Consider the following 25,158-nt stretch of genomic DNA (forward strand, 5'->3'; position numbering starts at 1 on the left):
TTTAATCAAAAACCACCACCACCTTGGAAAGAATTTATTTCGACAACGCGGCCACCACTCCGCTTGACAAAGCAGTATTGGATACCATGCTGCCCTATATGACCGATAAATTCGGCAACCCTTCGTCTATTTACTCATATGGCCGGGAATCCAGACTGGGCATTGAAAGTGCGCGTAAAACCGTAGCAAAGATCCTGAATGCACATCCGGGAGAGATCTTCTTTACTTCCGGGGGTACGGAGAGCAGCAATACGGCTATTCATGCCGCTATCCACGACCTGGGCTGCAGGCATATCATCAGCTCCCCTATTGAGCACCATGCCACCCTCCATACCGTAGAGCATGCACATGCCAAAGAGAACATCAGGCTCTCCTGGGTGAAACTGCAGCCGGATGGCCATGTGGATATGGAAGATCTCCGCAGGCTGCTGTCTGAATCAAAAGAAAGATGCCTGGTGAGCCTGATGCATGCCAATAATGAAATAGGCAACCTCCTGGACCTCCATGCGGTAGGTAACCTCTGTAAGGAGTTCGATGCCATCTTTCATTCTGATACCGTGCAAACAGTGGGGCACTATCCTTTTGACCTCCGCAACACACCGGTACATTTCATTAACGGAGCGGCACATAAATTCCATGGCCCTAAAGGCGTGGGCATCCTCTACATCAATGAGAATGTAAAGATCACTCCTTTTGTACAGGGTGGTTCCCAGGAACGTAACATGCGTGCAGGAACTGAAAACCTGTATGGCATCGTAGGATTTGCCAAAGCACTTGAACTGGCAACGGCTAATTACGAAGAACATAGCAAATACATCAACAGCATCCGCCAGTACATGGCAGATCAACTGGAAAAACATATTCCGGGCGTAGGTTTCAATGGCGATCTGCGTGGCCGTAGTTTATATACTGTGCTGAATGCATCATTCCCTAAATCTGAGAAGAGCGAAATGCTGCTTTTCAATTTAGATATCAACGGTATCTGCGCTTCCGGCGGCAGTGCCTGTACATCCGGAGCGGATGCAGGTTCTCACGTGATCCGTTCCATCAATAACGATCCGAATAAAGTAGCCGTACGTTTCTCTTTCTCCAGGGATAATACAAAAGAAGAAGTGGATAAAGTGGTGGAGAAACTGAAGGAATTAATATGATTGTAACGCAATCAAGTTATGAACCGGCGCATTTTATGTGCCGGTTTTTTTATAGTTTTATTTCTGTATTGTTAACCCATAAAGTAAACTAAAGCTTATGCCGAAGATGTATATCATTGCCGGTTGTAACGGTGCAGGAAAAACTACTTCATCGTTTGCCATACTTCCTGAGATCCTCCACTGTAAAGAGTTTGTGAATGCAGATAATATTGCATCCGGCATCTCTCCTTTCAATCCTGAAAGTGTGGCGATCGAGGCAGGAAGGTTGATGTTAACCCGTATTGATCAGTTGATGCAGGCAGGAGAAGACTTTGCATTTGAAACAACATTGTCCACCCGCAGCTATGTATCTCTGATCCAAAAAGCCCAGGCATTCGGTTATAAAGTGCAGTTATGTTATCTCTGGTTAGAATCTCCCCAATTAGCATTAAGAAGAGTAAAAAGCCGGGTAGCCAAAGGTGGCCATCATATTCCGGAAGATGTGATCATCCGGAGATACCACAGGAGTGTGGAGAACCTTGTTTCGCTTTACATTCCTGTGGTGGACAAATGGTCTGTGCATGATAATACCAGCAAAAAACCTGCATTGGTAGCTGAAGGGAATGGTATTGTCCCGTCCAATATTTCCATCCCGGAAACATGGTTTCTTATCAACAAACAAACAGATGTTATGGAACATTACAATCAGCCAGTGAGCGAGTTTTCTATTAAGGTTACGGAAGGCATCAGCGCTTATATGCGAAAATTAATTGAAACAAATGCCGCATTGAATCAAACGATGATCATCGGCGACGGCAAAGGAAATGTATTGGAAGTACCAGCAAAAGAGTTGCTGGCAGAATATGAAAGAGAAGATGCAGAAAAATTACGGCTGCAATAGAAAACGGACAATTACATCAACCCATTATAGATCACATTCTGAAACGTGCCGGCAGCAGCACGTTTCAACAACCTCCCCACCTAAGAATATTTCGTGATCACATCATAGAACTTATCCCTGTACCCCTCGCTGATCGGTATCGGCTGATTAGCGATCATCACTGTATTCCGTTCTACGGAATTGATCTTATTCATGGCCACCAGGTAGGAACGGTGTACGCGGATAAATTTGTCTTTAGGTAACCTGCTTTCAAAAGCTTTGAGGCTTTTCAGTGTCAGTACCGGTTGATTGGGAGTATAGATCTTTATATAGTCTTTCAGTGCTTCGATGTAAAGAATGTCTTCGAGATTGATCTTAATGATCTTGTATTCTGTTTTCACGAAGATGTAATCATTGTCCATGCTCTTAGGGCTGGTATTAGACAGGTATTCCTGCGCTTTGGTAACGGCTTTGATGAACCGCTCAAAGGGGATGGGCTTCAGGAGGTAATCTACCACATCCATGTTAAACCCATCCACAGCATACTCCTGGTAAGCAGTAGTGAAGATCACCATGGGAGGATGCTTCAGTGCTTTCAGGAATTGTATGCCTGTGATATCAGGCATTTTGATATCAAGGAATAACAGGTCTACATGTTCTTCCTGCATGTAACGAAGGGCCAGTGCGGCGTTCTCGAATGTTTTTACCTGCATGGGAAACGGCGCCTTAGCGGCAAAATCTGCGATGATCTCCAGAGCCAATGGCTCATCATCAAGAGCTAAACACTTCATCATGTTTCAGCGCAATTTTAAGGTCAGCAATAAATTCATCTCCATGCTCTCTGACAGTTATGGTATGTGCATCTGTATATAACAAACTCAAACGTTTGAGTACATTGTTCAATCCTACGCCGCCCTTTTCTGAAACGCGCTGCTTAAATAAACTGTTGCGCACGATCAAGTGTAATGTGCCGTTCTTTCCTATTTCCAGGCTGATGTTGATGAAAGCGCTTTCCGTATAACTGATCCCGTGCTTGAAAGCATTTTCCACGAAGGGGATCAGTAACATCGGTGCAATCTCAAGCCCTGCAGGATCGCCTTCCACGTTAAATTCAACCGGGATATTACGTGCCATCCGGAGGCGTTGTATATCTATATAATCCTGTAAATACCGTAGTTCGTTTTCCAGCATCACTTTATCTCCGTTGCTCTGGTAGATCATGTAGCGCAATATGGTGGACAGTTTCACCAATGCATGTTCGGTTTCCGGGGAGCGGCGGTGTGCCAGTGAATAGATCGTATTCAGGCTGTTGAATAAAAAATGCGGATTGATCTGTGACTTCAGGAACTTCAGTTCCGCATTCAGGTTAGCCACTTTCAGGGCTTCCTTTTGTTTCTCACTTTTAAACCATTCCAGCGCAATCTTTATAAAGCCGCTCATGAATAACATCAGCAATGCAAATGTGGCGGACTTCCTAAGCACTTCCGGAAAAAAGAAATGCCGCAGGAAAATACCATCTTCAAAGGGGCGCACTGCAGCAAGACTGGCCACTCCTCCCGAAGGAAAAGAATCCCTGTACTCCACTATCCTCGGCCGCTGGTTATGCCAGTTGGTGTATAAGCGTTTACGCCATGGCACCAGTGAAGGCTGATCTGCTGAATCAAACATCCTGTCCCTGAAGATCATTCTGCCATATCCATGATGCGGGCGCGGTACAGAATCTGCTGCAACGAAAGCTACTTGCTGTGGCGCAGTGGTAATTGCCATACTGCCGCCATACCCTGTATTGATCGCTATTGCAGGGCCAGGAACAGCATGCAGGGTATTCGCAGGCATGGTTACACCATAAAACCCCGCGGGGGACCGGTTCATCATGTAGGTCATGAACTTGTATTCCACAAAGGCCTGCTGCCCTGCGAGTAAAACAAGTACCAGTATCACGCAACCGATATAGATCCCGATCTTTTTTAAAGTAAAGAACTTCGGGATCAGCACGTATACATTCAGGTAAAATAATCCTATCAGGAATAAAGTATTGATCGCCTCTTTAATGTAAAAAGAATGATCCTGCACCCTGATACGATATACAAAGAATGGGAACAGGAAAAGGCACGACCAGGCTGCGAGATGCAAACCTATTATTACGAGACGATTCCTGAATATATTTCTTAAATTAAACATAGGTGCTAATCCGGGTTAAACATACATCACATTACTCTTAAGCAAGTGTTAAAACACCTTGCCTTAGTCTTAAGTAAGTGTTAAAGTTGGATGTGAGCCTTTTTTCCTGTCTTCTTAAACGTGGAACGGCACTGACCGGAGTAATGTTACAGACTTTTATTTCATCCTGACAATGAACTGATAGTAGTCCGAACATCCACCGGTAGTGCCTTCCATATTCCTCAAGCGACGGAATGCCTTTAATCGTTCTTATTATAAGTTGCGTTAGGCGTGAACTGGAACATGTTATCCAATTGCAGGCCTGCTGAACGGCCGGATAATACATACCCTTTTCCTCCCAGTGTAAAGGCTACTGCACCTTCACGCGCAACACCTTCAAATGCGCGCTTCTTGGCCCAAAGGTCTGTGATGGGATCATACTCCCAGTTCTCCGATGAAAGGCCCGGCTTAGCACCTGTGGTCAGATATGCTTTGTTGCCTGCTACAAAAACAACAGCATTGCTGCGTATCATTGTATACTCATTATCATAATCTTCATCTTCGTTGGAGTTATCTATCTTCCGTTTGGCCGTCCATTCATCTGTAAGGGCGTTGTATTCATAGAAGTCGGTTTTCAGCTCACTGTTATTGGTGCCTGTTACCACATAGGCTTTATCACCGATCACAAATGATACGGCATCCCTGCGTTTTTCTCCCCTGAAGGAACGCTTGCCGGACCAGCTATCTGTAGCGGGATTATATTCCCATACATCGTTCAGTGCGCCGCCATCATACCCGGAAACAACATAACCTTTTCCATTCAGCGAAAAGCTTACTGCATCCCTCCTTGCGAGGCTTACTGCAGCATCCGGGCTTTTCAGCCGGGCACATTCTTTCCACTGACCGGTGGCCGGCGTATAAGACCAGAAATCATCCAGGTATCTTTTTCCATCGAAACCGGTACCTACATAAGCAACACCATTCACTACAAATGCAGTGGCACTGATGCGCCCTACTGCCTGAGCCGGAAAATCCACTGCTTTTTCCCAGCCGCGGCCAAGGCTGTATTTCCAGAAATCATACTTATACTCTCCTTCTGTTTCATTCCCCAGCCCTGTTCCAATATAAACGGTATCTCCGATCGTAAAGGAGACTGCTTCAGAACGTGGTTTGCCGGACATTTCGCCCATCCTCACCCAGTTTCCGTTGTTCTCATCTTCATCATCAGTGCTTTTTGAACATGCTGCCAGCAGGCCCGCCATTATCAAGCACAAAAGTTTTGCATTCCGCATACAGATATTTTTTTAATCAGGCCAAAATTATCCGGGTAACTGTTATGGGTAATATAAAATAGACGGATAGGGAGCAATAGCGGATGAATATTCCCTTTTTATCTGCCAATGGGCTATTTCATGCAACCAGCGCAAAACAGCCTTATACGGCCTTAAAATGGCAACTAACGGCATGATGCAATTACTCATCGATAAATACCTGTCATTGGCATAATACCCTTAAAACAGGCAAGGCTTCCTGATTATCATTGCGCATCTATGCTAGTTTAAAACCATTGCTTAATGTTCAGGATGAGATTTATTGGAGTAATAGCGGTGTTGTTCTTTTCAGCCTGTGAAAAGAGCGGCTTCAGTTATGAAGATGTACCTAAGGACGGTGATCTGCAACAGACCTTACTGGATACTGTCAGCATCACCATGCGTACCGTGCAGATGGATTCTGTTATCACTTCAGGTACCGGCGTTGCGCTGATAGGAGGATACAACGATCCGTTCTTCGGAAGGATAGATGCCGGCACTTATTTCAGGGTTGGATTACCCACGGATAAAACTGTACCGGACCGTGCAGTATATGATTCCATTGAGATCATCATGAGGCCAACGGGATATTATTACGGCGATACCACAAAGCCGCAACGCATTATGGTACATCAGCTCACACAGGAGCTTAAGTTACCGGATGACTTCAATGCCTTTTATGCCCATCAGTCCTTCCCCGTAAAAGTGGCAACACTTGGTGATCAGCAGCTCGAGATCTTACCTACTTCCGGCAAACTGGTCAGGTTCCGGCTGGATGATATGAAAGGCCGTGAAATGTTTGACCTCCTCAAAACAAAAGCGCAGGAAGTTTCCACGGAAGACCTTTTCCTGGAATATATGAAAGGGCTGGCCATCAGGGGCAGTAATAATTCTGCCGCACTGGGCTTCCAGGCAAAAGACAGTTCTCTCTTCATCCGCGTGCATTACCATGTAACCACTACTGAAATTGAGAAAAAGTATTTCGACTTCTTCCTGTCCAGGCCCGATCTGCAATTCAACGAAATAAAAAAAGACCGCACAGGTACGCCGCTTGCAGCTTTACCACGTGGTGCCAACGGGCTTTTAACCAGCGCTACAGATAAGCAGGCATTTTTACAAAGCCTTACCGGCACTGCCATCCGCATGGACTTCTTCTCCCTGCCGGAACTGGTGAAGCTGGGGCGTTACGGACGGATCATGCGGGCGCAGCTGGTAATTAAACCAGTGAATGGTACTTTCCAGGATTATGCACTTCCTCCTAAAATAACTATCTGCCTTGCAGATTATAAGAATGTGGTGGCGCCGGGAGACACTGTACCTAACAGCAATTCAGCCCTGCAATACGGAGACCTGGTGGTAGACAAGATCAATCCTGAAAACACCAGCTACACCTATGATGTTACGGCATACTGCAAGGCGGTAATAGCCAGTGATCTGTATTCCTACAGGGGTTTACTGCTGGTACCTACCGCCGGGGATTACCGGACACAATTCAACCGCCTGATCATAGGCGATGGAAAAAACGCCGGCTACCGTGCACAATTGAGGATCTATTATCTGTTATACCAATAATACCGTGATGCGAAAAATTATACTGGGATGCTTTTTATTACTGGCCGCAGAACATGTACAGGCACAGAAAGGTGTGAATTCATTATACTCTGCTTTTGGTATTGGCGACCTGGAGGAAAAAGATTATAGCCGGAGCTTTGGAATGGGTAGTGCGGGTATTGCACGGCCATCCGGCAGTTTCCTGAACGAACTGAATCCTGCTTCCTATGGCCGTATACCTATGGAAACGTTCCTGTTTGAAGTATCGCTGGCTGCCAAAACTTTGCAATACAATACATCTACAGAAAGCCAGCCGGCCGGCGACGTTAATTTCAAACGGGTGGCTATGGGTTTTAAGCCACACAAGTTATGGGGTGTTGGTATAGGACTGATGCCCTACAGCCGTGTGGATTATAAATTGCTGAACACAAAGTTCATTGAGGGTACCAATACGGGTATCCGCAATGCCATAGAAGGAAGTGGTGGTATTAACCGTTTGTATCTTTCCAATGCGCTCCAGATCAGCAAGAATTTCTCTGTTGGCGTGTCCACTGCTTTCCTGTTCGGGCCTGTTACTACCACAGACAGTCTTGGCAGCAGCGGGTCAGATGAGGATATCTATTCTGAACAACGCCGGTCCTACCGCAGTTTTAATCTTACTACTGGCTTACAATACAGCGGCAGGATCGGGGAATGGCAATTAGGCCTTGGAGCCACCTACCGTTTTAAAAGTACGCTCTCAACGGACGACGATTTTTCCATTCACAGCAAAGATGCTACCGTACTCTATGAAGAGAAACGCAGTGCCAGCAATTATGTGCTCCCGGAGCAGATCGGTGCAGGGCTTTCTTTAACGAACGGGGCTATCACCTGGGTAGCAGATTACCGGCAGCAAAACTGGAAAGGAATGAATCCCAACCTTCAGGATTATAAGTACGTGAATTCCCGCCGTTATGCGGCCGGCGTGGAATACTCTTTCTATAAATATTACTTCGATTCACGGGTGGAGGGACTTTCGCTGCAGGCAGGCTTTAATTACCATACTGGCTATATGCAGATTAAAGGACAACAGATCAATGACCTGGGGTTCAGCCTGGGCGGCTCCCTTCCCAGTAAAACAGGGCACCTGCGTTATTATTTAGGAGTGGAAGCAGGGCAACGCGGAACTGCGCTGCAGGGCCTGGTGAAAGAGAATTACGTCAACTTTGTATTACATCTTTCCATGCGGGACAACTGGTTCTTCAAACGCAGGGAATACTAACAGCCCGGCGGGTAAAAGTCATCTCCTGGAAAATACGGCAAACCTTTATACATTCTCCCCCAAAACCAGGACCCTTTTGCCCGCCGGCGCTTATCTGCCAATACGCTCAGGCTGCAGCAGCAATTGCCTGAACCAGCGGCCGGAAGCTTTTATTGTTCTTTGCTGGGTAGCAAAATCTACATGTACAAGGCCAAACCTCGCTTTGTATCCTTCCGCCCATTCAAAATTATCTGTTAAGGTCCAGGCGAAATAACCTGTTACGGGCACTCCTTCTTTTTTTGCTTTCAACACCGCCTCCAGGTATTCTTTAAAGTATGCAATACGGTTTTCATCTTCCAGGCTATCGTCAAAAGCAGCCCCGCTTTCCGTGACCATCAGCTCCTTTACACCTTCATAAGCGCCAAACTGTTTCAGGATGTTGTACATGCCCGTTCCGCTGATCTCCCAGCCAAGGGAAGTGAGCGGTACATTGCGGTAGCGGGCCTTTACTTCAGATACCTGTACATAGGGCATAAAGGGGTTATAACGTACTACTAAAGGAAAGTAGTTCTGAATTCCTATAAAATCAAAATCGAAAGGCAGTTTATCCCAATCGCGCCAGAGGGCGTAACGGCGTTCAATCCTTTTAAGCAGCGGGAAAGCATCTGAAGGATACCCCATACCCAGCGCGGGTTCTATAAAGAGGCGGTTAAATAATGCATCTGCTCTTGCAGCGGCACGTACATCCTGTTCGCTCTGCGTATAGGGAATGATATGAGAGCAGGAATAAGTAGTGCCAATCCTGGCATTCGGCACTTCTGCCCTTATTACCCGTGCGCCTTCTGCCTGGGCAAGTGCCACGTGATGTACGGCGGGCAGGAAATAGGAAAGACCGAATTTTCCGGGTGCATGTACGCCCAGCATATAACCCAGGGAAGTAAAACCAAAGGGTTCGTTAAGGATGATCCAGTTCTTCACTTTATGGCCAAAGGCCTGTGCGCAAATGGTCGCAAAGTTTTCAAAGGCATGTACCGTACCACGGTGACACCATCCGCCCTTTTGCTCCAGGGCATGTGGAAGGTCCCAGTGATACAGGGTTACATAAGGTTCCAGGCCCAGTTCCAGGCAATAATCTATTACCCGTTGGTAGAAATCAATGCCGGCCTGGTTCACGGCTCCTGTGCCCTGTGGTATGATGCGCGGCCAGGAAAGTGAGAACCGGAATACGTTAAAACCCATTTGTTTGGCCAGCAGTATATCCTCCCGGTAGCGATTGTAGAAATCGCAGGCATGGCGGGCATCTGTTTTATCCCTGATCTTTCCCTTACGGGTAGTGAAGGTATCCCAGATGGAAAGCCCTTTGCCATCGGCATCGTAGGCCCCTTCATTCTGAAAGGCAGAGATCACAACACCCCATTTGAAATCATCCCCGAAATCATCACGACTAATGGACATGTAGATCCAATTATGATTTATAAATATTGCACGCTCGCTGTAATATGTAATTCGTATTTGATATTTCCATCTTTTACCAACAATTTAACAATTTCACAATCAGGGTCGTACATTTGCAACCGTATGAAGCGGAATACTTTCTATTCAATTGTCACTACAGCTGTTCTACTCTCAGCCTGCAGTGCCCCCACCACCAAACAGGCGCAACCTAAGATACCGGAAGCTGTGGCAAAGCTCAATCCGATGGTACTCATTCCCGGCGGATCTTATAAAATGGGCGCGGACGATGATACAGGCATGCCGGACGAATATCCCCTGCATCCGGTAAAAGTGGATTCCTTCTGGATAGATGAACATGAAGTAACGAATGCAGAGTTTAAAGCCTTTGTACAGGCAACAGGATATGTTACCACAGCTGAGATCCCCATTTCCAAAGAAGAGTACATGCAGGCAGCGGGGCCTGGTGCCCCGGCGCCGGACAGTGCGATGCTGCTTCCCGGCTCGCTGGTATTTGTACCTACCAAAGGAGCAGTGGACCTGAATGATGTATCCCAGTGGTGGAGCTTTGAACGCGGCGCCAACTGGAAACACCCTGAAGGGCCGGAAAGTAATATCGACGGGAAAGACCAGTACCCAGTAGTACATATTTCCTGGGACGATGCGCAGGCATTTGCCAGATGGGCCGGCAAACGTTTACCTACAGAAGCAGAGTGGGAACTGGCAGCCAGGGGCAAACTCGTTGGCAAACCTTTCCCCTGGGGAGATGAAATACCGCAGACAGGTAAAGCCAAAGCCAATATCTGGAACGGGCATTTCCCTTATGAGAATACACAAACAGACGGTTTCTATAACATAGCGCCCGTTAAATCCTTTGCACCCAATGGCTACCAGTTGTTTGACATGGCTGGTAACGTATGGGAATGGACGGCAGACTGGTATGATAATTCCTGGTACTCGAAAGAAAAACCGGATGTAGTTAACCCACAGGGACCTAATACTCCTTTTGACGCTATGGACCCACAATCTCCCAAACGTGTGATCCGTGGCGGTTCTTTTATGTGCAGCGATGAATACTGCAGGGGGTACCGGGTATCGGCCAGGATGAAAACCACGCCCAGCTCAGGATTATCCAACCTCGGGTTCCGTTGTGCAAGAACTTTCCATTACTAAAATGAAAAATGGATAGCGCACGGGAAGTGGCTATCCATATACTTTTCATTTTTATACTTTATCAGGTTTTAGAGAGCCTTGAAGTTATTTTCACGCCGGGTGCGGAAAGCGTGAGGATATATATGCCGGCAGGGAAACGGCTGAGATCTATTTTCTCATTAAAGTTCCCGGGGCCGGATATTTGTTTATTGTAAACAGGCCTGCCATTCATGTCCTTCACTTCGATATATCCCTTTCCCTCTTTCGGAAGATAATACGCCAGGTTAAATACGCCGGTGCCCGGATTAGGAGATACTGTTGCGGAAGCCCCGTTGTTATCGCTCTCGTAATTTTTATCCCTGGGGGTGGTACTCTGGGCCAGCCCGCTTACCTTGCCTGTGACACGGGGAGATGATGCATACCCGGTAACTACTACTTCTTCCACATCATCTCTTTTCACATTGCCCAACCGTGCGGAATCTGCCATCACTACAACACCTTTAAGCGTATGTGCTCCTTCCGGATCTGCGCTCCTGGTGCCATAACCTACTACCACTACTTCCTGCATCACTGGTTTTGATGCAATCCTCACCTCTTTCACCTGGGCTGCTTTTTTCTTGGTAGTGATAATGATCACACCATTGTTTCCGGCAGGGCCGTAAATGGCGGCGGCAGACTTATCTTTCAATACAGAGATGGATTCGATCTCATTGGGATTAACATGCTGCAGCGCGTTCTCACCTGGTGCGGGTTTCATTGGTTCGCCATCCAATATAAACAAAGGAGAGGCTTTGATATCATCTCTTTGCACAAGGCTCAGGCGTACAGAAGTATCCCTGGAAATGGCATAACCTGTTACCGTCTTCGTGTTATAAACTTTCAACATTTTCCTGGCAAGTCCGGTATCTGCCTTTGTATCCCTTTCTATTACAGCAAGGCCCACTACCGTGTCTTTCCTGCCGTCTTCCAATGTGATCATTACGGACTCCCCTGTTTCGTTCCTCTTCTTTATTTTTTCTACGATCACTGATTTGGCAGGAACCGTATCCTTCGGCTCTTCGATCAGTACACCTTTCACTTCTTTCACTACATTATGCATTACCGCGGTACCTGCTTTCGTAAAGTTGAGGGATAAAAGGACCCCGCATGTGAGGCATCCCAATAGCGCATATCTGTAGATATGCAGGCGGGACGATCTTTGTTTATTCATCATTTTAATGCGGTTTTTTAAGTGAGAAAAATTGAAGTTGTTGGCAATCCCTGCTGCATACTGTGCAGCATTCACCTGCACCAGGCTGTATTGATAAGACTTCTTATCCACGCCTGTTCGCAGCATTTTACGGTCTGTAAGGAATTCAAGGTTTTCCTTAATGGCTGTTTTCATCAGCCATGCACCGGGATTAAACCAATAGAAGATATTATTCACTTCACCCATCAATACATCCGCGGAGTGCCACTCTTTTACGTGGATGGATTCATGCTGCAGGATGGCCTGCAATTCCTCCGGTGAATGGAGGCTGGGATTAATGTATATATGGCGGAAGAAGGAGAATGGGTTCATGGCCTTACTCATCACCCGTACAGGGCGTTCCTGGATCTTAACAGTTCCTGTTTTCCTATGCAGGAAGAAAAGGGATACCAGTTGTACCACCAAACGCAGGAACATCACGGCCACACCAGCCCAGAATACCCAGGCCAGGAAGGTCCATACTGTAAAGGTCTCTGCCTGTGCAGGTTTCCATGCTGCAAGGTCCGGTACGTAAGTGACCACCTGCTGCGCCAGTTTTTCGTTGCGGTTAAAGAAATCATTTACATCCACCAACGGGAACAGGGATGAAAATACAATGCCGGTTAAAAGGAAAAAACGGTTGAGCGTATAGAACGTTAGTCTCCGCAGTCCCAGCCTGTATGCCAGGTAGAACAGGCACAATGCGATATTAGCTTTGATCAGGTATATGAACAGTTCAGACATGCCTTTGTGTTTGAGCGTAAATAAAATAGCAGCCGGTACCGGTAAATGTGGAATTTATAAATGCTTATTTCTTTTCTATCATGTTGATGATCTCCTGCAATTCCTCCGGACTGATCTTCTTATCTTTTGCAAAGAAAGTAACCAGTTCTTTATAGGAGTTTTCGAAATAATCTTTCACAAATCCGTTCATGAACTTCTTCTTATACTCTCCTTCTTCAATGGTTGGTGTATACTCATATACATTCCCCATTTTACGGGCATCCACATATCCTTTTTTCTCAAGGTTCTTGATAGTGGAAGCCAGTGTGGTATAAGGAGGCACAGGTGCGATGTGCGCTTCCAGGAAATCTTTTACAAAGCCCTTTCCAACTTTCCAGATAGCCTGCATTGCGGCTTCTTCTTGTTTGGTAAGTTTTTCCATTTTATTTTTTTGAGTTTGTATTGATAATTTTAAAATCGAGTGGCAGCATCTCCGCCATTTTTTCCCATCCCCAGTATTGTTCTACGATCAGATCTGTGGGTGATTCAATATTTCCATTCCCGTCTACATTTACTGCCGGCGCCAGTAATCGCAGGTAAGAGATCTGCGGGCCTGGTTTTACGTTTGCCGGGTAATTGTGATATTCCATATATTTCCTTTCCTGCTTCTCCCTTGTATAAGTGATAAACAGATAGTTCCCGAAGATCAGTGACTTTGTGCCGTTATTGTCTGTGATCAGGCTATCGTATGGTACCTGGCCAGGGTACAGATAGTTCACATACTTTGAAAACATGCCGTCTGATCTGATCTTTATATCCTTTGTTGTATCTATACCTGTGGGTGCTACAAAATCTCTCTTCTTTTCTTTCCTTACCATCTTCTGTACTAAAAAACCATCTTCCATCAGTGTTCTATTAAGCAGGCTACGGTAAAAATGCATGGAGGAGCCGTTGTACGCTTCTATCCGTTTCTTCTCCCAGTTCCTTTGCTGCCTTGCATTACGGGGCTTCATCAGTTCAAACAGCGGATTGCCGTAATACAATGAATAACCGGAGTAACGCTGGTATTCAAAATGCATGAGTAAGAACTTCACCCGGTACCCTAATGCCCTGTTCTCTAACACAATGAAATCGTCTGAGGTAGCTTTGAGTATTCCTTTATCTTCATCATTCACCAGGTCTATTACTTCATCATTCAGGATGGTACATTGCTCTGCGTTTCCACTTCTTCCTACCCAGATCGATTTAAAGATGTTCATCAACCTGTCCCGCTCCGCATTCCTCCTTACTACTACTTCCTTCAGAATGCCCGCTTTGGGCTTTAATACGGCCACTACCCCTGAAAGGTCATTACTTACTGTAACCGGCACTAATAATGGCTCATATCCGAGATAAGACACGATCAGATCATATTTTCCCGGTGGCACGCCTTTGATGGTAAAATTTCCGGCCTCTGTAGTTCTGTCTCCCAAAGTTGTCTGGCTAAGGAAGGCGCTGGCAAACGGTAAAGGCTTTCCTTTTTCATCCTGCACCTGTCCGGTGATCTTATACGTTTGTGCTGTTGCCGGACTGAACCACCCTATGCAAAACACGATAATTGCCAATACGATCTTCATTAGTACGAGTCTGTCGTAAATCTACGAACAGTTCGTAACTAATCCAAATTTTATTTTTTAATTGTCTGAAATAACCCTTCAAGGGGTGATATGGCCATTTATTATGACCTCATAGTGTATTGATAGTGCGTTGATAGTGCGTTGTAAGAGCGTTGTAAGTGTATTGGTAGTGTATTCTAATAGCGCTGATAGTGTATTGGTAGTACGGTGGATATACGGGTGCAAAGCCATTGAGAAGCCATTGAGAAGCCGTTGAGAAGTAATAGAAGCCCTATTTCAGTAACTCTTCCAGCTTAGCTTCTAATGCTTCCGCGCGGAGATTTTTGGCGATGATCTTTCCCTGGGGGTCCAGCAGGAGGTTTTGAGGAATAGCGCGGATACCGTATAACTGGCCTACTGCATTTCCCCACCCTTTGAGGTCGGATACCTGCGTCCATGCCAGCTGATCATCCTGTACTGCCTGCAGCCACTTTTCTTTGTTTTCATCGAAAGAAACACCGAGGATGGTGAATCCTTTTTCTTTATACTTATGGTAGGCTTTCACCACATTGGGGTTCTCTGCACGGCAGGGACCGCACCAGCTGGCCCAGAAATCAACAAGCAGATATTTACCCTTGAAAGAACCCAGGTTTACGGGTTTACCGGCTGCATCGTTCTGGCTGAACTCAATGGCCGGATTGCCAACGGTCAGTTTCTTTGCAAGTTCAAGGCGGTATTCAAACTGTTTACCGGAAGGGTAATTCCGTACGGTTTTAGAGAGTGTATTGAAAACGGGATAGAATTCATCTGCATCCAGCTCATATCCTGCCACCTGGTTGATCACGTACATGCCAATGGGGGTATGCGGATTATCTTTCAGGTATTTGCTCATTACGGCCAGGCGGCTCGCATTTAATTCATCGAGGCGGGACTCATATTTCCTGATCAGCGCATCATCCTTTGCCCTGGCAGCTTTCATGTATTTACCATACACCTCGTCTGCTTCTTTGGTAAAGGGCCAGGTAAGGCTGTTCAGCTGATTGAAGGCTTCCTGTTCCGGTGTACCGGTAGCAGTGCCGCGGCTGTTAATATCATTTATATTGACGGTGGTGGCACCCTGGCCCAGGAATAACATGATCACTTCTTTGCGGCCAACGGGATTCTCCGGCGTGGGGGCTACCTGTGTAAATAATTGTGCGGTTTGCGGTTCGGGTATATTACCCAGGAAGAGGAACCTGCCATCGGGTGTGATCACACTGTCTATGATCATTTTCCCTTCTGTTTTTCTACGGAGGTATATTTTAGTGGGTTTGTCCTGCTTTGCTATATTCCCTTCTACCTGAAAGGAATATACTTTCTCTTTTTTTCCTCTTTCCTGCGCAAACAGCATTACAGCCGGACATAGGAGCACAGCTGTAAATATCAATATCTTCATGTTAACTAGCAGTTTTTGATCTTATTAGAACAAAATTGCTGATTCCGCTACGGAATAGCAAATGCATAGTGATAAGCGGTTACTGCAATACTTCTGCCAGTTTTCTCTCCAGGGCGCCGCCACGGAGATCTTTAGCGATAATGTTGCCGGAAGGGTCTATGAGGTAATTCTGCGGGATACTTCTCACGCCATATAATGCGGCTACCGCATTACTCCAGCCCTGAAGATCAGATACCTGGGTCCAGGTGAGTTTGTCTTTTTCAACGGCATCCAGCCAGTCTCTTTTGTTCTTGTCAAGGGAAACACCTAAAACAGTGAAGTTCTTGTCTTTGAATTTATGGTAGGCAGCCACCACGTGTGGATTCTCTACTCTGCAGGGGCCGCACCAGCTGGCCCAGAAATCGATCAGTACATATTTTCCCCGGAAAGAAGACAGCTTCACCATTTTTCCATTGGGATCTTCCTGCTCAAAGTCCTTTGCCTTGATGCCGGTCATCACCGCATTACCACCGGAACCGGATACCTCTGCGATCTGCTCCCCTATCTTCTTACCGAATTTGGTGTTCTTTACGCTGGCATCGAGGGAATTGAATTGTTTTGCAAACTCGTCTTCCGTGAGGCGGCTCCGCAGTTCTCCCATGAGCAGGAACAGGCTGGCCTGGGCTTTGGGATGGGCCTTGATGAAGTCCGTTCCTGTTTTCAGTACTTCTCCTTCAAATGCTTTTGCTTTTTCGCGGAAGGCTGCCTTTGCATCTTCATCCGTTCCGCTGATGCCTGCAGCTTCTGCATTGAGCGCATTGGCCTTGCTGATCACCGGTTTGAAAGTACGGTGATATTCCTGCATCCATTCCGCCTGCTGCCCTCCTTTGAAAGTAGTGGCTACAGGGAAAATGCTTTGTTCTGATTGCAGGGCTACTTCCGGTTTATCTGCTACCAGGATCATGGGATATGGACGCCCTTTCAGGATCAGTGCAAACATATCTTCGCCGGAGGTTTTATAAGGTGTGCTGAAAGAAAACTCCCCGTTCGTTAAAACAGTGGAATCTGCCGTACGCCCATCTTCACTAAAGAAGAACAGTTTAGTACCTTCTTCCGTACCGGCAATCTTTCCGTTTACTTTAAACTGCGCATGCGCTGTTGTAATAGCTGCAAAACAAATGATCAGGAATGAAATACGTTTCATTTATGACGGTCTTTTAAAATGTTCACTACATCTTCCAGTGTAAAGCCTTTGGCCTGTAACAGGATCAGGTAATGAAAAAGCAGGTCTGCTGCTTCGTTTATAAAAAGGTGATCGTTATTGTCTTTTGCTTCTATCACCAGTTCTACTGCTTCCTCCCCTACTTTCTGCGCTACCTTATTGATGCCTTTGGCAAATAAGGAAGCAGTGTATGATTTATCAGTCGGGTTTTGCTTCCTGTCCCTGATCACCTGCTCCAGGTTACCCAGGAAAGAAGCTGCGTCTTTATTCACCTCATTCCAGCAGGTATCTGCCCCGGTGTGGCAGGTAGGGCCTTCAGGATGAACTTTCAGTAGTAGCGTATCCGCATCGCAATCTATTGCCGCATGTTTCAACTGAAGGAAGTTACCACTCTCTTCTCCTTTGGTCCACAGCCTGTTTTTAGAACGGCTGAAAAAGGTCACTTTCCCTTCGGCCAGTGTTTTATCCAGCGCCTCCTGGTTCATGTACCCCAGCATCAATACCTTATTGGTAATGGCATCCTGTATAATAGCTGGCACCAGGCCGTCCGGGGACTTTGAAAAATCTACCTGCATTAAATATAATAATTATTTATCAATTAAAACCGGATCTGCACACCTCTTTTGTAGAGATATGTTTTCAGGTCCGGGATTTCCATTTCTTTGTAGTGGAAGATGCTGGCTGCCAGGGCTGCATCTGCCTGTGCTTTTTCAAATACATCCGCAAAATGTTCCATGGTACCAGCACCGCCGGAGGCAATCACGGGTACATGCAGGTTTTGCGATAAGCGGGATGTGATATCCAATGCAAAGCCCTGTTTGGTACCATCGTTATTCATGGAGGTGAGCAATATCTCTCCTGCTCCGCGTTCCACAGCTTCCCTGGCCCAGTCCGTTGTTTTCGTTTCTGTTTTTACCCGGCCGCCATTGAGGTATACGTACCAGTCCCCTTCTTCAAAACGGGTATCGATGGCCAGTACAATACACTGGCTGCCGAACTCCCGGGAAAGGCCGTTCAGTAATTCCGGGTTGCGGAAAGCGGCGGTGTTCACGGATACTTTGTCTGCACCCGCATTCAGCAATACGCTTACATCTTCCACAGAAGAAATGCCGCCACCTACGGTGAAGGGAATATTTACGTGACGGGCAATGCGGGTAACCAGTTCAGAAAGTGTCTTCCTTCTTTCGTTGGTAGCCGTAATATCCAGGAACACCAGTTCGTCCGCCCCCTGGTGGGCATAGAGCGCGCCGAGTTCAATGGGATCGCCTGCATCGCGGATATTCTCAAAGTTCACACCTTTTACGGTGCGGCCATCTTTTATATCCAGGCAGGGTATGATGCGTTTTGTAAGCATTATAAAAATTTCTTTAATTCAGCGAGTGTGATCAAACCTTCATAAATGGCTTTGCCGATGATCACACCGGCCAGCCCTGCTTCCTGCAGTTCGTAAACATCTTCTATCTTACTTACTCCGCCACTGGCAGTCAGCTGAATGCCCGGCAGTTCTTTGATGATCTTCTTATACAGTTCTGTAGAAGGGCCCTGCAGCAGGCCATCCTTCGCAATATCGGTACAGAATATTTCCTGCACCCCTCTTGCCATATTACTTTTCAGGAAATCGTATACACTCAGTTCCGTGGTTTCCAGCCAGCCACCTACTGCAATCTTTTCTTCTTTCACATCTGCGCCCAGGAACATTTTATCTGCGCCGTACTGTTGCAGCCAGCTAAAGAAAAGTTCCGGCTGTTTCACGGCCACACTTCCGATAGTAGCCATGGCAGCCCCTGCTTCAAATACGATCCTTACATCTGCATCACTTTTAATGCCTCCACCAAAATCCACTACCATACTGGTTTTACCGGCGATGGCTTCCAGTACTTTCCAGTTCACCACGGCACCTTTTTTAGCGCCGTCCAGGTCTACCAGGTGCAGGCGGGTGATACCACTTTCTTCAAATTCCTTTGCTACTTCCAGCGGATGTTCGTTGTATATTTTCTTCTGCTCGTAATCGCCCTGCGTGAGGCGCACGCATTTTCCACCAATGATATCAATGGCGGGAATGATGCTGAAATTCTTTTTTGCAGCTGGTTCCAGGCTGATCTCCATTTTGTAATAAGCAATATTGTCTTTATAAAATAATTCGCTGCTGCGTTTAAAACCGAGTTGCTGATAGAATGATTCCGCCGTTGTGCGTGCGTTGCACCAAAGGCTTTCCATCTGGCGCTGACGGCATTCTTCCATCAGGTGTTTCAGTAATAAAGAGCCATAACCTTTCCGCTGGCGGTTGGTAACCGTGGCCAGTTTGCGGAACTGTGCCCTTTTACCTTTAAAGAACAGGGACACCACGGTAACCAGGTCTTTTTCTTCGAACACGCCAAAGTGCAGGCCTTCCGCATCATCGCTGATCCTCACATCGTCCAGCCCCCAACCGGGATATAACATATCCCTGCGTAAATGCAGTGTTTCTTCTGCGGTGATGTATCGGATATTCACACTCATAATTTCAGGAAGCTCTCCAGTATACGCTGCCCCCCATCGGCAGACTTTTCCGGGTGGAACTGAACTGCATAGAAATTATCCTTTTGCAGTGCAGCGCTGTAATTGATCACATAATTGGCGATAGCCGTTGTTTCCGGGCCAAGGGCTACAAAGTAACTGTGTACAAAGTACATGTAGGAGTTTTCGGGCACATGTTCAAAGATCACGCTATGCAGGCCGGCAATATTGTTCCAGCCTATCTGCGGGATCTTGAGCAGGTTCTCTACCGGGGATTCAAATTTCTTCACCGGCAGGTCAAAGATGCCCATACATTCCGTATCGTTCTCTTCTGAATGTTTGCATAATAACTGCATCCCGAGGCAAATACCTAAAACGGGTTGTTTAAGGTCTTTGATCAGCAGGTCCAGCTTACGCTCTTTCAGGTAATTCATGGCAGTGCTGGCCTCTCCCACTCCCGGAAAGATCACTTTATCCGCAGCACGCAGCTCTTCCGGGTCATCGGTAACTGTGGCTTCCACACCCAGGCGTTCCAGGGCAAAGAGCACAGAGCGGATGTTACCGGCGTTGTATTTAATGATGGCTGTTTTCATGTTTGATCAACCTTTTATGCCTTGCACAAAACTTTGTATTGAAGACTGCAAGTTAGTACTGTTTTCGATGGCTTTTACAAAAGCGCTACCAATTATGGCACCATTGCTGTTGGCGCAGGCAGCCTGGAATGTTTGCTTATCCTTAATCCCAAATCCTATCAGCACCGGGTTCTTTAATTTCATTTCCTTCAGACGGGCAAAATAGGCCTGCTGATCTCCCATGTCCTTATCCTTTCCGGTGGTGGAAGAAGAAGAAACGGCATATACAAATCCTTTACTCAGGCTATCGATCTTGCGGATGCGCGCTTCGCTGGTTTCAGGTGTTACCAGGAAGATCAGGTGTAAGCCGTATCTTTCGAAGATGGCACGGTATTCTGTTTCGAATTCATCCATCGGCAGATCAGGCAGGATGATGCCATCTACACCTGTTTCCGCGCATTTCTTACAGAAATTTTCCACGCCGAACTGTAATACCGGGTTCATATATCCCATGAGGATAACGGGCAGGGAAATACGGTCGCGGAATCCTTTCAGCTGCTCAAACAATACACTGATCCGCATACCATTGGCAATGGCGCGGGTGCTGCTTTCCTGGATCACCGGGCCATCTGCCAGGGGATCGGAAAAGGGCATGCCCAGTTCTACCATATCTGCACCGCTTTGCTGCAGGGTTTCCATGATAGTGAGGGTATCGTTAAGGGCCGGAAAACCGGCAGTGCAATATATATTGAGTATCTCTTGCGGTTTATTGAGAAACAATTGATCTATGCGGTTCATTGCCTTTTACTTTAAATGTTTGATATAGGTTTCCAGGTCTTTATCACCACGGCCGCTCAGGCATACTACCACTACGTCTTCCGGTTTCAGTGGCAGGTCTTTCAGCTTGGCCAGTGCGTGCGCAGATTCCAGTGCGGGGATAATACCTTCCAGCAGGCTCAGTTCATATGCTGCTGCCAGCGCTTCATCGTCTGTAGCATTCAGGAATTGCGCACGGCCTGTTTCGTACAGATGTGCATGTAATGGCCCTACGCCGGGATAGTCCAGCCCTGCAGAAATGGAATGCGGCTCTACGATCTGTCCATCGTCCGTTTGCATGAGCAAAGTTTTACTGGCGTGAATGATCCCCATCTTTCCCAATTGGGAAGTAGCTGCTGAAAAACCGCTGTTTACCCCTTTCCCTGCCGCTTCCACGGCAACAAGCTTCACCTGCTCTTCATCCAGGTAATGGAAGAAAGCCCCTGCGGCGTTACTGCCTCCACCCACGCAGGCAATTACATAATCAGGATTGGCGTTCCCTGTTTTTTCCTGCAGCTGTTTGCGCATTTCTTCACTTACTACAGATTGGAAACGTGCCACCATATCCGGATAAGGATGTGGCCCTACTACAGAACCAATGATGTAATGCGTATCTACGGGATGATTGATCCAGTGACGGATAGCTTCGTTCGTGGCATCCTTCAGCGTTTTGCTGCCGCTGGTGGCTGCTACCACGGTGGCTCCCAGCATTTTCATACGGGCCACGTTCGGCGCCTGCCTTTCTATATCTATACTTCCCATATATACCACGCATTCCAGCCCCATAAGTGCACATACGGTAGCCGTTGCCACACCGTGCTGCCCTGCGCCTGTTTCTGCAATGATCTTTTTCTTACCGAGGCGTTGGGCCAGCAGGATCTGGCCAATGGTATTGTTCACTTTGTGGGCACCTGTATGGTTCAGGTCTTCCCGCTTCAGGTATATTTTTGCTTTATATTTTTCGGATAAACGTTTGGCGAAGAACAAAGGGGAAGGGCGGCCTACATAGTCTTTCAACAACTGCTCAAACTCTGCCTGGAAAGCAGGTTCACCAATGATCTGCAGGTACTGTTCCTTTAATTCCTCTACGTTGGGATAGAGCATTTCCGGAATGTATGCTCCGCCAAACCGGCCGTAATAGCCTTTATCGTTTACATGATATTTAGAATGTGATGTATTCACGGCTATGTCCATGATGCGTCTTATTTTACTTTTACGGGTTCTTTTTTAATTGCTTTCAGAAAGGTGCCAACTTTCTCCATGTCTTTTACGCCGGGTGAAATTTCAAACCGGCTGTTCACATCCAATGCGAACAAGGATTTGTGGCGCCATCGCTGTATGGCTTCCACATCATCCGGACCAATTCCCCCGCTCAGGAAGAAAGGTTTATCCAGCTTATAATTATTCAGCAGCTCCCAGTTGAACTGTTTGCCTGTACCACCATACTCTTTACTGGCAGTATCGAACAGGAAGTAATCGCTATGTGGCAGATAAGGGGCTGCATTCTGGAAGCCATTTGCGTCTACAGGAAATACTTTAATTACAGGTACTGTTAATCTCAGCTGCTGACAGAAAGCAATGGATTCATCCCCATGCAGCTGCACGGCATCCAGGCCATAATCTTTCACCGTCTGCAATACCTGCTGTACATCCGCATTTACAAATACGCCTACTTTGCCAATGTTCTTACCGGCTTCCCGTACGGTGCGGCCATCCAGCCTGTTACCCACAAAACGTGGTGACCTGTTATAGAAAATAAAACCGGCATAGTCTGCACCCAGTTCCACGAGGGCTTCCAGGTCGTCCCGCTTAGTGATGCCACATACTTTTACTTTCATAAGGCTGCGAGTTTTGTTTTAAGCACTTCTGCAAAAGATTCAAAAGCACTGCCGGGGTTTTCATCTCTCATGAAATGTTCCCCGATCAGGAAACCGTCAAAACCGGCTTTCTTTAAGGTGATGATGGTATCTGTATCGTCCATGCCGCTTTCAGCTACTTTGCTGTGACCAGCGGGTATCTGCTTCAGCAGTTCCATGGAACGGTGAATATCTACTTTGAATGTTTTAAGATCGCGGTTGTTGATGCCCACCAGGTGTGTGTGCGGTGTGATCTTCTCCAGCTGGTCTCCGCTGTGTACTTCCAGCAATACTTCCAATCCCAGGTTATGGGCAAAAGCAGCGAGGTGTTTCACTTCTTCTTTGCTGAGGCATTCTGCTATCAGCAGGATCACATCTGCACCGATCGCTTTGGCTTCTACGATCTGGTATTCATCTATCACAAAATCTTTGCGGAGGATGGGGATATTATTCACTGCGCGGGCTTGCTGGAGATCGTCCATAGAGCCGCCAAAATAGATCTGGTCTGTAAGTACGCTCAGGCCGGATGCGCCGCTCCTTGCATAAGCAGTAGTTACATCCTGTACCATGGCTGTACCATTGATCAGGCCTTTGGAGGGCGACTGCCTTTTGAACTCGGCTATAATACCGGTACGGTCAGGCTGTTTGAGGAAGTTGCGGAGAGAAAGTGCTTCGCGGCTGAACATGGAAGCTCCTTCCAGTTCCTGTACACTTCTTACTTTCTTGCGGTCGGCCACTTCCGTGATTTTACTGGCCACTATTTCAGCTAAGATATCCTTCATAATAATTATTGTAACGCAATCAGTTTCTGGAACGATCTATAGGCAGCGCCGGACTCCAGGGATTCTACCGCAGCCTGGAAACACTCGTCGTAGGTAGGATATTTTTCCAGGCAGAACAGTCCCATAGCGGCATTGGCCATTACTACGGAATGTTGTGCCCAGCTTCCTTCTCCCTTCAACACTTTCATAAAGATCTTTGCAGCTTCTTCTATGGAATTACCGCCGTAAATATCTTCAGGATGTACTTTGCGTTTACCTAATGCTTCGGGCGTCCAGTCCTGCTCTCCTTTGTTGGTAATGATGCGGGTATCGCCGGTGAGGGAGATCTCATCATAACCATCCAGGCTGTGAACGATCGCAAACCGCTTGTCCGTTTGCTGGAACAGGTAATTGTAAATACGTGCCATTTCCAGGCTGTACACTCCTATCAGCTGATGATCTGCAAAAGCAGGATTCACCAGGGGCCCCAGCATGTTAAAAAAAGTACGGACACCTAACTGGCGGCGAACAGGGGCAACATTTTTCAGGGCGGGGTGAAAGAGCGGGGCGTGTAAGAAACAGATACCTGCCTCTTCCACTTCCTGCGTTAATTTGCCCTGGTCTGCCTTGAACTTGTATCCTACAGATTCCATTACGTTGGAAGCGCCGCTGATCGAAGATACGCCATAGTTACCGTGTTTCGCTACCTTTCCGCCGGCACCGGCTACAATGAAGCAGGACAGGGTGGATACGTTGAAGGTATTCTTCCCGTCCCCGCCTGTACCTACAATATCCAGTACGGCATGGCCATCCAGGTTGATGGGTACGCAGAGTTCCAGCAAGGCATCCCGGAAACCCAGTAATTCTTCGATAGTGATGCTGCGCATGAGGAACACCGTCATGAAAGCAGCGAGCTCACTTTCGTTATACACGCCTTTGGAGATATTCGTCAGGATCTCTTTGGCGCCCTCCCGGCTGAAGGTTTTATGTTCAAACAGATAGTTGAGGATCTTTTTCATCTTTTATGATTTAAAGGGCTAACCAGTTGCGTAAAATTTGTTCTCCTTCCGGCGTCAGCACACTTTCCGGGTGGAACTGCACACCACTTACATCATACTTTTTATGCTGCAAAGCCATGATGTAACCATGTTCATCCCTCGCCGTTACTTCCAGTTCCGCCGGTAAAGTGGATTCATCCACTACCCAGGAATGATAGCGCCCTACTTCCAGTTCATCCGGCAGGTTGTTAAAGATCCTTCCACTGCGGGAAGTTACTTTCACAGGAGTAGCGATGCCGTGATACACTTCTTTCAGGTTGGTGAGCTTTGCACCGAACGCTTCCCCAATAGCCTGCTGGCCAAGGCATACACCAAAGATGGATTTGGTGGGAGCATATTGTTTGATCAAAGGCAGCAGCAAACCTGCTTCTACCGGGATGCCAGGACCGGGGGAAAGGATGATCTTATCGTACTGATCTATATCTTCCAGCTTGATCTCATCATTCCGCACCACGGTTACTTTATCATGGATGATCTTTTCAACAAGGTGTACCAGGTTGTAAGTGAATGAATCGTAATTATCGAACACCAGGATCTTCATA

At 46.9% G+C, this 25,158-nt stretch carries 24 protein-coding genes; 5 read left to right on the plus strand and 19 right to left on the minus strand.

Annotation, left to right across the window (positions count from 1 at the left end; translation table 11 throughout):
- Positions 1–23 precede the first annotated feature (23 nt).
- Positions 24–1,151, plus strand: a complete 1,128-nt coding sequence (locus tag BUR42_RS14235) for a cysteine desulfurase family protein (protein ID WP_074239866.1) — start codon at positions 24–26, stop codon at positions 1,149–1,151.
- Positions 1,152–1,248: 97 nt separating this feature from the next.
- The gene (locus BUR42_RS14240) at positions 1,249–2,031 is read left to right on the plus strand and encodes an ATPase (RefSeq protein ID WP_084185566.1); all 783 of its coding nucleotides are present in this window, start codon (positions 1,249–1,251) and stop codon (positions 2,029–2,031) included.
- Positions 2,032–2,111: 80 nt separating this feature from the next.
- Here the strand turns inward: BUR42_RS14240 and BUR42_RS14245 are convergent, their stop codons facing one another.
- From BUR42_RS14245 to BUR42_RS14255, 3 genes are all read right to left on the minus strand, one after another.
- The gene (locus tag BUR42_RS14245) at positions 2,112–2,804 is read right to left on the minus strand and encodes a LytR/AlgR family response regulator transcription factor (RefSeq protein ID WP_074239868.1); all 693 of its coding nucleotides are present in this window, start codon (positions 2,802–2,804) and stop codon (positions 2,112–2,114) included.
- Positions 2,782–4,191, minus strand: a complete 1,410-nt coding sequence (locus tag BUR42_RS14250; RefSeq protein WP_084185567.1) for a sensor histidine kinase — start codon at positions 4,189–4,191, stop codon at positions 2,782–2,784. The genes BUR42_RS14245 and BUR42_RS14250 overlap by 23 nt, the downstream gene beginning before the upstream one ends.
- A 239-nt stretch (positions 4,192–4,430) precedes the next feature.
- Positions 4,431–5,432, minus strand: coding sequence for a Kelch repeat-containing protein (locus BUR42_RS14255; protein ID WP_234979703.1), 1,002 nt, complete (start codon positions 5,430–5,432; stop codon positions 4,431–4,433).
- 321 nt (positions 5,433–5,753) lie between these two features.
- Between BUR42_RS14255 and BUR42_RS14260 the strand changes: the two genes are divergently transcribed.
- Both BUR42_RS14260 and BUR42_RS14265 read left to right on the plus strand, forming a co-directional pair.
- Positions 5,754–7,052 (plus strand): DUF4270 family protein, encoded by a 1,299-nt coding sequence (locus tag BUR42_RS14260; protein ID WP_159442273.1) that lies wholly within the window; start codon positions 5,754–5,756, stop codon positions 7,050–7,052.
- Positions 7,053–7,059: 7 nt separating this feature from the next.
- Positions 7,060–8,292, plus strand: a complete 1,233-nt coding sequence (locus tag BUR42_RS14265; protein WP_074239872.1) for a BamG family beta-barrel-assembly machinery protein — start codon at positions 7,060–7,062, stop codon at positions 8,290–8,292.
- A gap of 90 nt (positions 8,293–8,382) precedes the next feature.
- On the opposite strand, the gene BUR42_RS14270 is transcribed toward BUR42_RS14265, so the two are convergent.
- Complete coding sequence (locus BUR42_RS14270) at positions 8,383–9,726, minus strand: GH1 family beta-glucosidase (RefSeq protein ID WP_074239873.1); 1,344 nt, start codon at positions 9,724–9,726, stop codon at positions 8,383–8,385.
- 123 nt (positions 9,727–9,849) lie between these two features.
- On the opposite strand from BUR42_RS14270, the gene BUR42_RS14275 reads away from it, so the two are divergent.
- Entirely contained in the window at positions 9,850–10,896 is a 1,047-nt protein-coding gene (locus tag BUR42_RS14275) for a formylglycine-generating enzyme family protein (protein ID WP_084185568.1), read from the plus strand.
- Positions 10,897–10,957: 61 nt separating this feature from the next.
- On the opposite strand, the gene BUR42_RS14280 is transcribed toward BUR42_RS14275, so the two are convergent.
- The 15 genes from BUR42_RS14280 to BUR42_RS14350 all read right to left on the minus strand — a co-directional run bounded on the left by BUR42_RS14280 (position 10,958) and on the right by BUR42_RS14350 (position 25,157).
- Positions 10,958–12,847 carry a M56 family metallopeptidase gene (locus tag BUR42_RS14280; protein WP_074239874.1) on the minus strand — a complete coding sequence of 630 codons (1,890 nt, stop codon included), beginning with the start codon at positions 12,845–12,847 and terminating at the stop codon, positions 10,958–10,960.
- A gap of 64 nt (positions 12,848–12,911) precedes the next feature.
- Complete coding sequence (locus BUR42_RS14285) at positions 12,912–13,268, minus strand: BlaI/MecI/CopY family transcriptional regulator (protein WP_074239875.1); 357 nt, start codon at positions 13,266–13,268, stop codon at positions 12,912–12,914.
- Between the two features lies 1 nt (position 13,269).
- Complete coding sequence (locus tag BUR42_RS14290; protein ID WP_074239876.1) at positions 13,270–14,442, minus strand: carboxypeptidase-like regulatory domain-containing protein; 1,173 nt, start codon at positions 14,440–14,442, stop codon at positions 13,270–13,272.
- A gap of 271 nt (positions 14,443–14,713) precedes the next feature.
- Positions 14,714–15,856, minus strand: a complete 1,143-nt coding sequence (locus BUR42_RS14295; RefSeq protein ID WP_074239877.1) for a TlpA disulfide reductase family protein — start codon at positions 15,854–15,856, stop codon at positions 14,714–14,716.
- Positions 15,857–15,935: 79 nt separating this feature from the next.
- Complete coding sequence (locus tag BUR42_RS14300) at positions 15,936–17,039, minus strand: TlpA disulfide reductase family protein (protein WP_074239878.1); 1,104 nt, start codon at positions 17,037–17,039, stop codon at positions 15,936–15,938.
- A complete protein-coding gene (gene hisIE / locus BUR42_RS14305; protein WP_074239879.1) occupies positions 17,036–17,632 on the minus strand; it encodes a bifunctional phosphoribosyl-AMP cyclohydrolase/phosphoribosyl-ATP diphosphatase HisIE in 597 nt (198 codons plus the stop codon). The genes BUR42_RS14300 and hisIE overlap by 4 nt, the downstream gene beginning before the upstream one ends.
- Positions 17,633–17,655: 23 nt before the next feature.
- Positions 17,656–18,411, minus strand: coding sequence for an imidazole glycerol phosphate synthase subunit HisF (hisF, locus tag BUR42_RS14310; RefSeq protein WP_074239880.1), 756 nt, complete (start codon positions 18,409–18,411; stop codon positions 17,656–17,658).
- A complete protein-coding gene (gene hisA / locus BUR42_RS14315) occupies positions 18,411–19,556 on the minus strand; it encodes a 1-(5-phosphoribosyl)-5-[(5-phosphoribosylamino)methylideneamino]imidazole-4-carboxamide isomerase (RefSeq protein ID WP_074239881.1) in 1,146 nt (381 codons plus the stop codon). The genes hisF and hisA overlap by 1 nt, the downstream gene beginning before the upstream one ends.
- Complete coding sequence (gene hisH / locus BUR42_RS14320) at positions 19,553–20,146, minus strand: imidazole glycerol phosphate synthase subunit HisH (RefSeq protein ID WP_074239882.1); 594 nt, start codon at positions 20,144–20,146, stop codon at positions 19,553–19,555. Before hisH ends, hisA begins: the two co-directional genes overlap by 4 nt.
- A 6-nt stretch (positions 20,147–20,152) precedes the next feature.
- Entirely contained in the window at positions 20,153–20,923 is a 771-nt protein-coding gene (gene trpA / locus BUR42_RS14325) for a tryptophan synthase subunit alpha (RefSeq protein ID WP_074239883.1), read from the minus strand.
- A 6-nt stretch (positions 20,924–20,929) separates the two neighbouring features.
- Positions 20,930–22,135: a tryptophan synthase subunit beta gene (gene trpB, locus BUR42_RS14330; RefSeq protein WP_074239884.1), complete on the minus strand. Its 1,206-nt coding sequence runs from the start codon at positions 22,133–22,135 to the stop codon at positions 20,930–20,932.
- Positions 22,136–22,143: 8 nt separating this feature from the next.
- Positions 22,144–22,779 (minus strand): phosphoribosylanthranilate isomerase, encoded by a 636-nt coding sequence (locus tag BUR42_RS14335; protein ID WP_074239885.1) that lies wholly within the window; start codon positions 22,777–22,779, stop codon positions 22,144–22,146.
- Positions 22,776–23,579, minus strand: coding sequence for an indole-3-glycerol phosphate synthase TrpC (gene trpC / locus BUR42_RS14340; protein WP_074239886.1), 804 nt, complete (start codon positions 23,577–23,579; stop codon positions 22,776–22,778). The genes BUR42_RS14335 and trpC overlap by 4 nt, the downstream gene beginning before the upstream one ends.
- 5 nt (positions 23,580–23,584) lie before the next feature.
- Positions 23,585–24,577: an anthranilate phosphoribosyltransferase gene (gene trpD / locus BUR42_RS14345; RefSeq protein WP_074239887.1), complete on the minus strand. Its 993-nt coding sequence runs from the start codon at positions 24,575–24,577 to the stop codon at positions 23,585–23,587.
- A gap of 10 nt (positions 24,578–24,587) precedes the next feature.
- Entirely contained in the window at positions 24,588–25,157 is a 570-nt protein-coding gene (locus tag BUR42_RS14350; RefSeq protein WP_074239888.1) for an anthranilate synthase component II, read from the minus strand.
- Between the last annotated feature and the right edge of the window lies 1 nt (position 25,158).

The organism is Chitinophaga niabensis (assembly GCF_900129465.1).
Classification (GTDB): domain Bacteria; phylum Bacteroidota; class Bacteroidia; order Chitinophagales; family Chitinophagaceae; genus Chitinophaga; species Chitinophaga niabensis.